Origin of the sequence: Streptomyces sp. NBC_00122 (genome assembly GCF_045160845.1) — a bacterium.
In the GTDB taxonomy this organism is placed as follows: domain Bacteria; phylum Actinomycetota; class Actinomycetes; order Streptomycetales; family Streptomycetaceae; genus Streptomyces.
The window spans coordinates 4,048,263-4,061,686 of the sequence record NZ_CP108191.1; the positions used below are offsets into that span (position 1 = coordinate 4,048,263).

Below are 13,424 nucleotides of genomic sequence, written 5' to 3' on the forward strand. Positions count from 1 at the left end.
GCCGTGGCACCGGCACGACTGAGCGTGCTCATCGCGGATGACAACCCGGTGATCAGGGCGGGCCTGGCGGCCATCCTGTGCGAGGCCGAGGACATCGAGGTCATAGCGCAGGCGGCGGACGGCCGCGAGGCACTGAGCCTGACCCGCCGACATGCTCCGGACGTGATCCTGCTGGACGTCCGGATGCCGGGGGTGGACGGGATCTCCGCGCTGCCGCACCTGGTGCAGCTGGCTCCCGTACTGATGCTGACGTACAGCACGGAAGCCGAAATCGTCCGGGAGACCCTGCTGTTGGGGGCCGGCGGCTACCTGGTGCACGGCGAATTCACGGCCGACGTCCTGCTCAGCGCGATCCGCGACGCCCCCGAGGGCCGCCCCCACTTCACGCCGACGGCGGCGAGCGCACTGCTCGCCGAGCTGAGGTCCTCTTCGCAAGCGCAACGAACTGTGGCACCCTCTTCTGAGCGGATGAACAACTCTGTTGTCTTCGGGCTGAGTTCGCGGGAGGTGGAGGTCATGGAACTGATCGCATCCGGGATGAACAATCAGCAGATCGCCGCCACCTGCTTCATCAGCGAGAAGACGGTCAAGAACCACATCAACCGCATCTTCGCCAAGCTCCACAGCACCACCCGCAGCGAGGCCATAGCCCGCTGGCTGGGAACCGCCCGTCCAGGAGTGACCGGTCATGGGTAGACGGAGTGCGCAATGGGTCCGTATTTGGGCCCCGGGACCCTTGGTCACGAGAGGTAACTCACCGTACCGTCCGCAAATCGACACCGGTACCGGCCCGGGAGGGGACCCCCATGCTGCAGAACACCCTGGCAAGGATGCGGAAGCGCTACGCGGGCACAGGCACGAGGGATCGCGGCCAGACGGCGTTCGAATACCTGGGGATCATCCTGGTGGTGGTGGTCATCATCGGCGCGATGGTCGGTACGGGCATCGGCACGGCCATTGTGGGCCGCATTACGACGGCGATCGCGAACCTCACCGCTGGTCATTGAGCTTGGGCAAGTCGAATGACCAAGGCCAGGCTTTCCCGCTCTATGCGATGGTCGTGGTCGGGATGGTGTTCGCCGCACTCGCCCTCTTCGTGTTTGGCCAGGCCGCCGTCGTGCGCAGCGATGCTCAGGGAGCGGCCGACGCAGCAGCTTTGGCGGCGGCTCGGAAAGCCCGCGACAACCTGCTGCCGCGTCTGGACCTCACCACGCTCAAGCCCGAGGACTGGCAAGACATCTTGGATGGAAAGTCCTTCGACATGGAGGGTGCTTGCGGGGCGGCTGAGGATTTCGCGCTGCTGAACGACGCGAAGGGGACCTGCACACGGTCGCTGTTGCGCTTCACGGTTGAGGTGACCACCAACGGCGCAGTCGGAGATTCAGTCGTGCCCGGGACCAGGGACATGCATGGGACGGCCAAGGCAGTGGCAGAGGTCGTGCCTCGATGTGAGCTTGGTCCTGTTCCCGCACCTTCGGCTACTCCGGCCCCCGCCCCGACCGGTCCTCCGCCACAAGGCCCGGTCGTCATCAAGTGCAAGGGAGGGAAGACCATCAGGTTCGACCCTCTGAAACCGGATCGATGGAGCACGCTGGCGCGGAGCCTCTTCGACGTGCGACTGGCCAGCTGACAGTGAACTAGAGACAAGGAAGCGGCTCAGATGAGCGTTCGGTACACGGTAGAGGTCCGCAGGGGAGCGGCCGTTGTGGTTGCGGCGGCGTTGGCCCTTACCTTGGCCGGATGTGGGGACGACGGCCAAGGCAAGGCGCCTCAAGGCGCTACGACGACCAATAAGAGTTCAGGTGCTGACACGCAGTCGCAGCCGCAGGCATCGGCAAGTGGCAGTCAGTCCGCTGCTCCGCCTCAGGTTCTGGCCACGATGAACGGTGAAGCCGGTGTGGTCCTGAACATCAACTCGGTAGCGCGAGACGCCGGCGGATTCCTCACTGTCAGTGGGCAGATCAAGAACACGGGAGAGAAGGCCTTCGGTAACACTGCGGCCTGGCGTGGCAACGAACTCAATGCGAGCGGCGTCTCCGTTGCGGGAGTCAACTTGGTCGACAAGGTGGGCAAGAAGAGGTACTACGTGCTCCGGGATACAGAGGGACGGTGCCTGTGCACCACGGGAGTGGTGATCATCGAAGCCGGTCAGTCTGTTCCCTTCTTCGCTCAATTCCCAGCACCTCCGGCGAGCACCAGCGAGGTCGAGTTCAACTTCCCGACCTTCGCTTCGGCCAGTCTGAAGATCTCCGGGTGACCCCATGACAAAAAGCCACCGCACAGCCGCCGCCACCGCCGTCGCGGGTCTCGTCATCGCCGGGGCCCACCTCATCGGCGCGACCAGCGCCCACGCCGACGGCGTGAAGCCGTCCGTACCCCCTGGCACGGAACCCTCCGCCTCCGCACCCGTGCCCATCGACTCCAACTCGCCCGGGCTCAAGATCCCCCAGGGCGGGACCCTCGCGCCGATCAAGGTGCTCGACATCGCCGAGGTCGTCGAAGACCTCGGTGGGGAGCAGCGGCGGCAGGAGACCAATCAGACCGTCATGATGGCGCTGCAGTCCGAGGTGCTGTTCCCCGAGAACAGCGCCGTCTTCAACGCGCAGGCGGCGGCCCGCATCCAGGCCATCGCCGGCGAGATCAACACGCAGAAGGCGACCCGCGTCCGCGTCTTCGGGTTCACCGACGACCAGGGCAGCTACGAGCACGGCAAGGAGCTGTCCAAGCAGCGCGCCGACGCGGTGCAGGCCGAGCTGGCCAAGACCGTCACCAACCCCGGCGTCGTCTTCGACGTCCGCGGGTACAGCGAGGACTACCCGATCGCCGACAACAGCACCGAGGAAGGCCGCAAGAAGAACCGCCGCGTCGAGATCACCTTCCCCCGCAGCGCGGGCAGCTGAATCTCAGTCGGCCGGGAGATGGCCGACCCTGCCTGCCTTGACGTCCCTTTGTGCGGGCCCTGCCCGGGCACGAGAGACCCGTAGTAGTCGCCGTTCGTCGCTCACGTTGACGACCAGTGGCTCGCTCGGCGGGGAGTCGGCAGGCTGTTCGTTCCAGTTCACAATCGCCAGTCCGCGTCCGGACCGGGCGACCTCCAGTTCGGCCAGTTCGGCGGGCGGCAGACCGAGCGCGCCGTAGGCGGACTGCCTGTGACCGTCCAGCCGTCCGCCGTGGCGGCCGGATCCGCGAGCGGATACGGAGTCCCCTGTCGGGCCGGCCCCGAACCACCGGAGTACCCCATCGACGCGGTCAGGAGTCGGCCGCGGCGATGTCGTTGGCGGTCCGTGCACGACAGCGTGCGACGAGCGCCGCGTCGAGGGCATGAGTACTCGCCCTCGACCGAGGCCTCATTCTCCGGGCCAGCCGGAATCCCGTCCCCTGGCGGTTTGTCATAGGTGGGTCACAGGAGGCCCGTTGCTCGTTGCAGGAGCGATGTGAGTTGATAGAACTGGACATACTTACGATCGTTCGAGTGTGCGGGGGAGTGGGATGAAGTTCGACATGGGGACGCAGGTTCTGACGAGCCTGATGTCGGGGTCGCGGAATTCGAGTACGGACCTGGGAACGCTGATCAAGCTGCTGGTGGACGCGGCGCAGCCGCTGGAGGGCAAGTTCAACGGCCAGGGCAAGGTGGCGTTCGACTCGTTCAAGGCGCGTTCGGACGGCATCGCGAAGGAGCTCAACGCTTCGCTGGCCGCGATCCTGGGCGGTCAGTCGGGCATGGAGCGGGCCTTCGGTTCGGGTGACCAGGAGCAGGGCGAGAACGCGCGGCAGCAGCAGTCGGCGGCGAACTTCGACGCGGCCCGCTTCTCGGGTCGCTGATTCTTCTTCACGGGGAGTGTGGTTGTGATGGCTGGTGACAAGGACCGTCGTTCGTACGACGTGGGCGCCTCGACGGAGGCGCAGGGCAACATCAAGGTCGTGATCGGTCAGCTGGAGCAGGTGATCGCGGCGCGCGAGGCGCAGGTGGCGAAGGCGATGTCGGACTTCGCGGCGGATGGTGTGGCGGACGACTACCACGCCAAGGAGACGCGCTGGAAGAACGCCTCGCAGGAGGTCAAGAACATCATCCAGCTGCTGAATTCGACGCTGGAGAAGAACGACGGCACGGCGCAGCAGACGCTGCAGCGGGCGAAGGCCGCGGTCGACAACATCGGCTGAGCAGGATCGTTTTAGCGGGGCAGCGGGGCAGCGGGGCTGTATGGCAGCGGGCTACACGGGGGTGGGTCGTCGATGACGTCGTGGGACATCAAGCCGCAGGGTGTGCAGGGTCAGTTGAAGACCGTCGGCGGGAATGCCGGCGAGCTGGAGAAGGCCCTGAACTCCCTGATCACGAACATGTCGGAGGCGGCCCAGGCAGCGGGCACGGCCGTGCCCGGCTCGGCGGCCGAGACCAAGGTGCAGGGTCCGGTGGCGCCGGGCAAGCCTCCGCTGTCGCATAAGGCGATGGGCCCGGTCGCGGCCGCTCTGGGTACGTACCTGGAGGGCCGCAAGAAGGAGCTGGAGTCGATGGCGCACCGCATCGAGGCCTGCATCCTCGGCGCGGTCAAGGCGACGAACGAGTACCTCGAAGGCGACCTGGACCAGGCCAAGGCCGCTCAGGACGCGGCAAGGGCCATGAATCTGGACGTCCTGCGCGAACAGCCGGGGGGGAAGAAGTGAGCGGCAACGCACCCGTCGATCCGGCCGAGATACCCGTCTTCACCGGCGATCTGGCGGTGCTGGACGCGAAGGTGAAGGAGATCTCGTCGGGCGGGGCGACGGTCTCCACGAAGGCCAGTGACGTCCACACCAGTTTCGGCGGGCTGCAGGCGTTCTACCAGGCGCCGGAGGCGGACCAGCTGTTCGCGACGACCAAGCCGGTCGCCGACCTCGGGCTGAAGCTGAGTTCCGACATGTGCACCATCGCGGGGGCGCTGGGTACGTACAGTCGCGATGTCGAACCGCTGGTGAAGAAGCTGGAGCACCTGAAGAAGGAAGCGGAAGCGTTTCGTTCGAAGGTGGCCGACGACAAGAAGTGGCGCGAGGACGGCGATCTGATCGAGGAGAACCTCGATCGCCGCAATGACATCGCCGAAGTGTGGGCGCAGTTCCAGGAGGTGGAACGCGCTGCTCACGCGAAGATCGTCGCTCTGGTGGGCGGGCCCGCCCTGAAGAAGGACGACGGCTCGCACGGCGAGGGCATGTACGGCTACGACGCCGAGGCCCTGAAGCAGTCGAAGTCGCTGCCGTGGGGTGACGCGGTGGAGGAGTCGGTGCCGTGGTGGCAGGTGTGGGAGCACGCCTACGACTTCGGCAAGGGCGTGATCGTCGACGGTGTGTGGGGCACGATCGTCGGCCTGGGCACGCTCGTCGGCTTCCAGGGCTGGGACGCGGCGGGTCAGGCCTGGACGGGCCTGGCGAAGCTGGCGACGGGCCTTGCGATCTCCACCCTGCCGATCGTGGGTCCGGCGTATCTGGCGGCCCCCGACGACAAGCTTCCGTCGTGGCTGCGTGATTCGCGTACGGCGATGAAGGAGACGGGCAAGGCGCTGCTGGCGTGGGACCAGTGGGGCTCGAACCCGTCGCGTGCGGCGGGTGCGGTCACCTTCAACGTGGTGACGACCGTGTTCACCGGCGGTGCGGGCGGTGCGGCGTCGGGTGCGGGCAAGGCGGGCGCGGTGGCCAAGGCGCTGTCGTTCGCGGGCAAGGCCGGGCGGGCCATCGACCCGATGACGTACGTCTTCAAGGGCGCGGGCGCGGGCATCTCGAAGATCGGCGACGTGATGGCCGGGCTGAAGGGCCTGGGCAAGATCGAGGTCCCGAACATCAACGTGGACGGCGCGATCGCCCTCCCCGAGGGTGCGATCAAGCTGCCCGACGGCGCCATCCACATCCCCGAGGGCACCGCCATCCCGGACGGGGCGGTGAAGCTCCCGGACGGCAACATCAAGCTGCCCGAGGGCACGGTGCAGCTTCCCGAGGGCTCGGTGAAGCTCCCGGGCGACGGTCCGGCGCAGTTCATGGACCCCAAGGGCAACATCTACGACGACGCCGGCAAGACCATCCAGAAGGCGGACCAGTCCCCGACGGACATCGTGGACACCCCGAAGGCGGACGTCCCGAAGGCGGACACCCCGGCCCCGGTCAAGGTCCCGGAGATGGCGGGCGTCGGCGGCCGCGGCGGCGACGACGCGATCCGGCTCGGCTCCGACATCTCCGACCCGCTCCACGCGGGCGACCACGCCCCGACGGGCCACGTCCCGGACCACACCCCCGGCGGCCACGCCCCGGACAACATGCCCCGCAACAGCGTCGACACCCACGACCCGTCCGCCCCTGGCCCCCGCTCGGACCCCCCGACCACGGGCGGCGGCCACACGGACACCCCGTCGACCGCGGGCCACACGGACGGCCCCGGCACAGGCGGCCACGGCGACGGCCCCGGCCACGGCGACGGCCCGTCCACGAACGGTGGAAACCCGGAAGCCCCGGGCGGCACCGGGCACACGGACGGCCCGTCCGCGGGGGACGGCCCGGAGACGCCAGGTGGCGGAGGTGGGACCGGCGACGGTCCCGGGAACGGCCCCGGGATGCCTGAGCAGCAGCCTCCGGTCATTCTGGAAGGCCCCCGGATCGGCCAGCAGCCCAGTGGGCCCATGGCCCCTGAGCGGGAGGTCGCCGTGACGGAGGCTCTCAAGAACGCAAAAGTTCCGCCGGTGGACCAGGGCCGCATGCTCGTGCAGCTGAAGAAGTCGGAATACGGGGCAGCAGTTGCGGAATACATTGCGAGCGGCCGATTTGCGGACACCCCCGGGTTCAAGAACCCTGAGGGCCTTCTGTTCCAGGTCAAGCAGAACGGCATGATTCCCGCTGTGCACCAGGCGCTGGAGTACGCTGCGGATCTCCAGTCCAAGGGAATCAAGAACATCGAGTTCGAGCTGAAGCTTCCCGCCCAGAAGCTCGACCTGGACGTGCTGGTCCGCACCCCCGACGGGCGCATCGAATTCGGCGCCCAGCTCAAGGACGTGGACAGCGTCGCGGGCATCAAGTCGGCAGTCAAGAAGATCGCGGAGAAGCAGCTCGGCGGGCCCGGAGTCGACGTCAAGCACGCGCTTCTGGATATCAGGGGGCTCAGGGGCGAGCTCACAGAGCGTGAAATCCAAACCGTCCAAAGGGCCGCTGACCGGAGCAACGCCTCCTTCGAGCTACGATTCGACGACGGGTCCGTCACCATATTTCCCACCAATGCCACCAAGCCGTAAGGAAGTCGATGTCGATGCTGATGCGCGCGCCGAAGGAGTGCGGCTCGTGGTTCTGGGACCTGGACGACGTGGCGGAGCCCGGTCTGGAGTCCGCTCTCAGAACCGCGGCGCGCATGGGTGCGGTGCTTCAGAAGCACGCTTTGCTGGAGCCGGCCTCACTTGAGTGGAACTGGTTCCAGGTCGGCAAGGGCGGCCTCGGCATCCACAGCCGCCTGGACCTCGGCGGGCGTTCCCTCGGTGATCCGGCACTGCCCGGTGCCCTCCGCGCCTGTCAGCCGGGCGGCCATCTGCAGGCAGAGATGGGCGGCATCCTCGTGTTGGGATCCGGAGCCTGGTTCGACGCGAGCGGAACACGCCACAACGAGTACCGCCTGGTCGAACTCATGGTGTCACCCGACGAGATCGGCCCTTCGGCCGAACTGTCCGTGTACCACGACGTATGGGGTCAGTGTGATTTCCGGGGCGAGCCGCACCCGGCCACCCATGCCAACAACGCGCCGCGGCTCGCGTCAGCCTTGCAGGAGCTCGACCAGTTGCTCGGGGTCGAGGCGGAGCCCGGCGAGCCGACGTACTACGGTCGAGCCGACGGCTACGGGCTCGGGGCTCCCGACATCATCGACGGGCGTGGGCCGGACCTCACCGATACCGTATTCGGGTAGGCGGCGGTATCCGTTTCAACGGCAACTGGCGGTGCTGGACAAGCAGGTGAAGGAGTCGGGATCCCCGACCGGAACCGGTTCGGAAGCCCGCACGGGGCCGTGGAGAATGGCGGCGGCCCCCGGCCACCTGGCCGACAGCGAGGCTCGACGACGCCCGGCTGGTCGGTACCGAGTTCTACCACTCGGATCTGCAGGGGCCGACCTCGCCCGGGCGACCGCGGGGTAGACCTGCGTCTCATGGTCGGCGAGCACTCGGTGCCAGGCCGGTGTTGTGCCCCGGGCGACGTCGACACGAAGCCTCAATTGACCGGCTCCATGCCCGAGAGCCGATAGTTTCACGCCCATCCCGACAGAAGCGGAGGGGCCGGTGAAGCGGAGAGCCGCGTACGTGTGGTTCACGCCCGTGCTGCGCACGGTCACGGCTCTCCTGGGTGCGGCGTCATTCGGTGCAGGGGTGCTTGCGGTCTTCGCGACCCAGAACGGGACCGGCTCGGCGGCGCTGATCGTATTCGGGGGCGTCCTGCTTCTCCTCGCCCTGCTCGGCAGCCGCATCGAGAGCCTGGAGTTCGGCGGGGCCACGCTGAGGATGCGGGCCGACGCAGCGGAGAGGTTCGCATTGGCGGAGGAGTCCGAGCGCCAGGGAGACATCGCCACGGCCAACGAGCTGCGTGCAGAGGCGAGGACCCTGCTGGAGGCCGCGACACCCATTGCCGCCGACTACGGATCAGTACGCCGTTCGATGCGCCCCGGCGCCTCACGCACCCGGGCCATGGAAGAGGTGGTTGCCCGTGCGCGCCGCTTGGCGCAGGAGCGGTCCTTCGAGCCGGCCGAGGTCTTGCACTGGTTGCGGCACGGGACGGACGAGCAGCGCATCACCGCCTTGGCGATGATGCAGGCCCGCCCTGAACTGCGGAACTTCGAAGCCACCCTTGCCGCCATCACCGAGTCGCGCACTGCCTTCGAGCAGTACCACGCCCTACGGCTCGCGGCGCACATGGTCGACGTACTCGACCCGGAGCAGGCGAGGCGCCTGGCCGAAGAGGTGGAGGCGCAGCGCTTCGGGCCGGATGCGGATCGCAAGCTGCTCGGCGAGGAGATCTTGCGCAAGGTGCGCGGGCGCTCGCAGGAGCGGTGACAGCCCGGGTGTTCCGTATCGGCGTGTGCGGCCCGGCTACGGGATCAGGTGGTTGTAGATCTCGCTGACCTTCGTCTCGAACGGGGGTGTCCCGAGATCCTGCGCGGCGGGGATGAGCTTCTCCTCCGTGAAGCGCTGGAAGTCCGCCTCCGACTCCCACACGTCGATGACCTGCCAGCCGCCCCTCTCGCTGGGCGACGCGAAATGGGCGAGGAGTCCGGCGGGCGGGTTCGCGGGGTCCGGGAGCACGCGGTCGTGCATCGCCTGGTAGAGCTCCTGGGTCCAGTCCGCGCCCCGGTTGTAGACCAGAACGGCCATCTCGGTTCCTCGATTCCGTACGTCAAGGGGAGGGGGTCCTGCCTGCGACGCTACGTCCGGGAGCGGGCGTGAGCGAGCGGTGGCGGACCTCCCTGCGCCGTCTGCCCGTACGGCCGGCTGTTCGGCCTAGCGGGCGGACAGCAGCCGTCGTGCCATCTCGCCGGCCAGGTGGGCCGGTTCCGGGCCGGGGTCCAAGGCGGCGACCACGGTCGCACCCTCGACCAGGATCAGCAGTTGGTCCGCCAGGTCCGCGCGATCCGGGCCGGCCAGGTCGGCCAGCAGGGCCCGTAGCTCCGCCTTGTGGCGGCGTACGACGTCCAGTACCCCCGCGTGGGCGGCGCTGAGTTCCCCGAAGGCGTTCAGGAACGCGCAGCCCCGGAAGTCCGGCTCCGAGAACCAGTCCGCCAGCCAGCCGAAGACGGCCGCGACGGGATCAGCGGCTGCGGCCGGCGTCTTCACCGCTTCGCGCAAGCTCGTCATCCAGCGGCGGTCACGACGCTCCAGATATGCCGTGACGAGTGCTTCCTTCGCCGGGAAGATCCGGTAGAGCCGCTTGAGGGGGACCCCCGACCCGGCGCGGATGCGGTCCATGCCGACGGCCTGGATGCCCTCGGCGTAGAACAGCTCCTCCGCCGTGTCCAGGAGTCGGGTGCGGGCCTCTTCGTCGTCCATGGGGGCAGCGTAGTCCAGATCCGGTTGCACCGAGAACGATCGTTCTCTAAAGTGAGAACGATCGTTCTCTGATTCGAGAACGGTCGTTCTTCCCGTCTGATCGCGAGAGGGTCCGTCATGAACGAAAGCGCTGTCCGCCCGCCGCTGCCGCCCTTCACCGAGGAATCGGCCCGGGCCAAGGTGCAGGCCGCCGAAGACGCCTGGAACAGCCGTGACCCCGAGCGCGTCGCCCTCGCGTACACGGAGGACTCGCGGTGGCGCAACCGCGACCGCTTCCTCACCGGCCGCGCCGAGATCCGCGACTTCCTCGCCGCGAAGTGGGAGCGCGAGCTCGACTACCGGCTCCGCAAGGAGCTCTGGGCATACACCGGCAACCGCATCTCCGTCCGCTTCGAGTACGAGTGGCACGACACCGCCGGCCAGTGGTGGCGCAGCCACGGCAACGAGCAGTGGGAGTTCACCCCGGACGGCCTGATGAGCCGCCGCGAGGCCAGCATCAACGACGTCCCGATCGCCGCCGAGGACCGCCGACTCCGGTGATGCGGGCGCAGGGTCCTCCCGCCGCCGGGGCCCGTGTCCGGCCCCGGCGGCGATCGGGACGCGGGCCGGTCAGAAGGCGGCGAAGCCGGATCTGACCCGCGCGAAGCGGTTCATGCCCCGGATGCCCGGGGCGGAGGCGGGCACGGCGGAGTCCGAGAAGGCCGCGGTCGTGCCCAGCGTCCCTGCCAGGGCGAGCAGCTTCTCGATCGTCACCTGGTCGTCGACGAACTCGGGCGCGGGGACGGTCCGGTGGACCTGCTTGAGGACCTCGATGTGCTGCGTCAGACGCTGCCCGGCGGCATCGCGGTCGTTCTCGTACAGGTCGTCGAGCGCGTGGAAGGTGATCTCGCTCGTCCGCAGGCCCACCGCGTGTACCGTCACGGTCTCCTCCGCGAGCGTTGCCGCGTCCGACAGCACGATGTCCCGGCTGCGGTTCTCACGTGCCACGGTGTCCACGTACTGCACGGTCGCCGTACCGATCCCGCCCGCCGGTACGGAGCCTTCCGGCACCTGGATCTCCAGTACCACCCAGTACGTCTCGCCGAAGGCCAGGTCCGGGGTGAAGATCCGGATGCCCTTGTCTCCGGTGATCAGATCGGGCAGCACCTCCGTGCCGTACTCCTCCCGTGCGCGGCGGGCCGTGTCGCGGGACTCGCGGAACACCCGGGCCCGTACCCGCTGATCGGTGATCAGGTCGTGCCCGTACAGGTGCCACACCGTCACCGCCGGGTCGATGTCGATCCGGAGCTGAATGTCGATCGCGGCGAGGTGGTCACGCCGTTCCAGGTCCTCCAGCAGGCCGGAGCGGACCTGTTCCGGGCGGGTGACGAAGGTGCAGTGGCCGCGGGCGGTCCCGGCGAGCGCCGAGAGTTCGGCCATCCGCGCGTCCGTGCCGAAGCCGAAGCACGAGAGGGTCAGGTCACCGCGCAGCCGGGCCGCGACGTTCTTCCGGACGGTGGTCCAGTTCCGTTCGCCGGAGGTCGGGTCACCGTCCGAGAAGAGGTAGAGCCGGTTGACGGTACGGCCGGCGCTCGCGCGGCGGCTGATCTCCGCGATGCCGTACTGCACGCCGAGCTGGATGTCGGTCCCGCCGTAGGCGGTCATGCCGGCCACGGTCGAGGCGAACCTCTCGGGCGGCAGCTCCTCCTTGCGGGTCGCCTGCAGGAGGGTGGACACATCGGTGGCGAAGGTGATGATGCCGAGCGAGTCCGTCGGCCGCAGCCGTTCGTAGATCTCCTGCAGCGCGGACTTGACCGTGTCGAGCTTCTCGCCCGCCATGGAGCTGCTCGTGTCCACGACGAAGACGAAGTTCACCGGCAGGGGTTCCTTCGCGGGCACGCCCGGCTGCGCCTCCGCACCCGCCTTCAGCGCGATTTCGACGAAGTGGGTGGTGTCCTCGTGGGCTTTGGAGTCGCCGGGTACCAGGGCGAGCCCGTGGCTGACGGCGAGCGCCTCGCCCTCGGGCGGGCCGGGGACCTGGTCGGTGCGGGCGGCCACGAAGTCGTCGAAGCGGATGTGGTCCTGTTCGATCAGCACACCGCTGTCGATGAGTTCGGTGACACCGAGCACGGAGCGGGTCCCGTAGGCGCTGCGCCGACGGATGAACAGGCCGTCGTGGGGGAGGGGACGGCCGGGGGCGCGGGAGGGGAGCGGGGGAAGGTTGATGCCACGGACGAGACGGGCGGGGAAGGCGGGAGCCTGGGCTTGGCCGTAGGCCGGGGCGGGTTGCGGATCGCTCCTCGTCCATCGGTCCGCGCCACTGGCCGGGGCCGGTGACGCCGCGCGAGGGCTGGGACGCGAGGCGGCCCTCCTCCGATAGGCCTCGTGTTGGCCCTCCTCAAGCTCCTGGCGCTGCTGCTTGAGCCGCGCCACGAGCCGCCGGCGCTCGCGCATCTCCTCGTACAGCTCCTCGCGCCGTTCCTCGCTCAGCTCCTGCGCGTGGCGCAGCTCCCCCCCGAGGCGCAGCTCCTCGTCGCGCAGCTCCTCGTCGCGCAGCTCCTCGCCCTGGTGGGACTCGTGCGGGCGCTCCGCGGGCCGGCGCTCACTGCCAGGCACTTCCTCCGGAGCGGGGTCGGTCCATGGCCGGGGCTCGGCTGCCCGCGGGCGCGGCATGTCCTCGGTTGCACGCGAGCTGCGCAGCTGCAACGCGGAGTGGATTACGCGCCCCTGGAGGAGCCACCTGCCTGCCGCGCCGATCCGGCCGGGCCTCCCCTCGGCGTCCGGGGCGAGGGCGAGGGCGTCAGGGTGGATCACGATCGTGGGTACCGTCCCCCTCGCCGGCCGCGAGAGCTCCTTCGCAATGAAGTCGAGGTGCGCCTGCCGGCTGTCGATGACCGTGCCCACGCGAAGCCCGCACCGCTGCGCGTACTCCTCGCACTCACGTGCCCGGCGGCCCCCGTCCGCGCTGGGCAGGCCCGGGAAGGGGGCGACGGTGAGGAGTACGGCCGTGCCGTCCGACCAGCGGTCGACGGCAGGCGACGGTGTGCCCCGGACGTCGCAGAGCCTGAGCGTGGCGCCCAGCCCGAGGAGCCCCTCAAGGAGGGTGTCGGCACTCATGAGCGCCTTCCGCAGCTCGTCGTGGTCGGTGATGGCCGACTCGGCCACGACCACGCCGTCCGGTAAGTCTCTCAGTAGGTCGTCCGCCTCCTGCGGGGTGCGCGCGGTCCGGTCCAGCAGCGACAGTCCGCGCCGCGTCGCCCGGTGGCGGCACTCCCGCTCCTCCCGGCGGGAGGACAAGGACCAGAAGCGGCTCCTCCCCGCTCCGGCGAGGTACAGGACGGCGGGGGCGGGGGGCGTGGAGCCGCCGGGGTCTTGTGTCATGCGTGCTTTCTCCGATTCCTTCTCCGTGTCATCCGC

15 protein-coding genes are annotated in these 13,424 nt (G+C 68.8%); 12 read left to right on the forward strand and 3 right to left on the reverse strand.

From position 1 onward, the window contains the following. Positions 1-3 precede the first annotated feature (3 nt). From OG737_RS19355 to OG737_RS19405, 11 genes are all read left to right on the forward strand, one after another. Positions 4-696 (forward strand): response regulator transcription factor, encoded by a 693-nt coding sequence (locus OG737_RS19355; protein ID WP_328927380.1) that lies wholly within the window; start codon positions 4-6, stop codon positions 694-696. Positions 697-806: 110 nt separating this feature from the next. Then, on the forward strand, positions 807-1,007 hold the full coding sequence (locus OG737_RS19360; RefSeq protein WP_405921795.1) for a hypothetical protein: 201 nt from the start codon (positions 807-809) through the stop codon (positions 1,005-1,007). Between the two features lie 2 nt (positions 1,008-1,009). After that, positions 1,010-1,630, forward strand: coding sequence for a pilus assembly protein TadG-related protein (locus tag OG737_RS19365; RefSeq protein WP_405921796.1), 621 nt, complete (start codon positions 1,010-1,012; stop codon positions 1,628-1,630). 249 nt (positions 1,631-1,879) lie between these two features. Next, a complete protein-coding gene (locus OG737_RS19370) occupies positions 1,880-2,257 on the forward strand; it encodes a hypothetical protein (RefSeq protein ID WP_405921797.1) in 378 nt (125 codons plus the stop codon). A 4-nt stretch (positions 2,258-2,261) separates the two neighbouring features. Then, positions 2,262-2,900: an OmpA family protein gene (locus OG737_RS19375; protein WP_405921798.1), complete on the forward strand. Its 639-nt coding sequence runs from the start codon at positions 2,262-2,264 to the stop codon at positions 2,898-2,900. A gap of 589 nt (positions 2,901-3,489) precedes the next feature. After that, positions 3,490-3,822: a hypothetical protein gene (locus tag OG737_RS19380; RefSeq protein ID WP_328926890.1), complete on the forward strand. Its 333-nt coding sequence runs from the start codon at positions 3,490-3,492 to the stop codon at positions 3,820-3,822. Between the two features lie 27 nt (positions 3,823-3,849). Then, the gene (locus tag OG737_RS19385; RefSeq protein ID WP_328926889.1) at positions 3,850-4,161 is read left to right on the forward strand and encodes a pore-forming ESAT-6 family protein; all 312 of its coding nucleotides are present in this window, start codon (positions 3,850-3,852) and stop codon (positions 4,159-4,161) included. Positions 4,162-4,233: 72 nt separating this feature from the next. Beyond that, positions 4,234-4,662 carry a DUF6507 family protein gene (locus OG737_RS19390; protein ID WP_328926888.1) on the forward strand — a complete coding sequence of 143 codons (429 nt, stop codon included), beginning with the start codon at positions 4,234-4,236 and terminating at the stop codon, positions 4,660-4,662. Continuing rightward, the gene (locus OG737_RS19395; protein WP_405921799.1) at positions 4,659-7,244 is read left to right on the forward strand and encodes a hypothetical protein; all 2,586 of its coding nucleotides are present in this window, start codon (positions 4,659-4,661) and stop codon (positions 7,242-7,244) included. The genes OG737_RS19390 and OG737_RS19395 overlap by 4 nt, the downstream gene beginning before the upstream one ends. A 14-nt stretch (positions 7,245-7,258) precedes the next feature. After that, the gene (locus OG737_RS19400; RefSeq protein ID WP_328930400.1) at positions 7,259-7,903 is read left to right on the forward strand and encodes a hypothetical protein; all 645 of its coding nucleotides are present in this window, start codon (positions 7,259-7,261) and stop codon (positions 7,901-7,903) included. A gap of 403 nt (positions 7,904-8,306) precedes the next feature. Then, complete coding sequence (locus OG737_RS19405; protein ID WP_405678755.1) at positions 8,307-9,038, forward strand: hypothetical protein; 732 nt, start codon at positions 8,307-8,309, stop codon at positions 9,036-9,038. A 36-nt stretch (positions 9,039-9,074) separates the two neighbouring features. Here the strand turns inward: OG737_RS19405 and OG737_RS19410 are convergent, their stop codons facing one another. Continuing rightward, complete coding sequence (locus OG737_RS19410) at positions 9,075-9,356, reverse strand: hypothetical protein (RefSeq protein ID WP_328927387.1); 282 nt, start codon at positions 9,354-9,356, stop codon at positions 9,075-9,077. Between the two features lie 126 nt (positions 9,357-9,482). Continuing rightward, complete coding sequence (locus OG737_RS19415; RefSeq protein WP_328927388.1) at positions 9,483-10,028, reverse strand: TetR/AcrR family transcriptional regulator; 546 nt, start codon at positions 10,026-10,028, stop codon at positions 9,483-9,485. A 117-nt stretch (positions 10,029-10,145) separates the two neighbouring features. On the opposite strand from OG737_RS19415, the gene OG737_RS19420 reads away from it, so the two are divergent. Further along, entirely contained in the window at positions 10,146-10,568 is a 423-nt protein-coding gene (locus tag OG737_RS19420) for a nuclear transport factor 2 family protein (RefSeq protein ID WP_405921800.1), read from the forward strand. A 69-nt stretch (positions 10,569-10,637) separates the two neighbouring features. Here the strand turns inward: OG737_RS19420 and OG737_RS19425 are convergent, their stop codons facing one another. Then, positions 10,638-13,388, reverse strand: a complete 2,751-nt coding sequence (locus tag OG737_RS19425; protein WP_405921801.1) for a VWA domain-containing protein — start codon at positions 13,386-13,388, stop codon at positions 10,638-10,640. Positions 13,389-13,424: the final 36 nt, after the last annotated feature.

Excerpts from the sequence above, each read along its gene's own strand:
- OG737_RS19390 (WP_328926888.1), top strand. The coding sequence starts at position 4,234 with ATGACGTCGTGGGACATCAAGCCGCAGGGTGTGCAGGGTCAGTTGAAG.
- OG737_RS19380 (WP_328926890.1), top strand. The coding sequence starts at position 3,490 with ATGAAGTTCGACATGGGGACGCAGGTTCTGACGAGCCTGATGTCGGGG.
- OG737_RS19370 (WP_405921797.1), top strand. The coding sequence starts at position 1,880 with ATGAACGGTGAAGCCGGTGTGGTCCTGAACATCAACTCGGTAGCGCGA.
- OG737_RS19360 (WP_405921795.1), top strand. The coding sequence starts at position 807 with ATGCTGCAGAACACCCTGGCAAGGATGCGGAAGCGCTACGCGGGCACA.
- OG737_RS19425 (WP_405921801.1), bottom strand. The coding sequence starts at position 13,388 with ATGACACAAGACCCCGGCGGCTCCACGCCCCCCGCCCCCGCCGTCCTG.
- OG737_RS19375 (WP_405921798.1), top strand. The coding sequence starts at position 2,262 with ATGACAAAAAGCCACCGCACAGCCGCCGCCACCGCCGTCGCGGGTCTC.
- OG737_RS19415 (WP_328927388.1), bottom strand. The coding sequence starts at position 10,028 with ATGGACGACGAAGAGGCCCGCACCCGACTCCTGGACACGGCGGAGGAG.
- OG737_RS19400 (WP_328930400.1), top strand. The coding sequence starts at position 7,259 with ATGCTGATGCGCGCGCCGAAGGAGTGCGGCTCGTGGTTCTGGGACCTG.
- OG737_RS19385 (WP_328926889.1), top strand. The coding sequence starts at position 3,850 with ATGGCTGGTGACAAGGACCGTCGTTCGTACGACGTGGGCGCCTCGACG.
- OG737_RS19420 (WP_405921800.1), top strand. The coding sequence starts at position 10,146 with ATGAACGAAAGCGCTGTCCGCCCGCCGCTGCCGCCCTTCACCGAGGAA.
- OG737_RS19410 (WP_328927387.1), bottom strand. The coding sequence starts at position 9,356 with ATGGCCGTTCTGGTCTACAACCGGGGCGCGGACTGGACCCAGGAGCTC.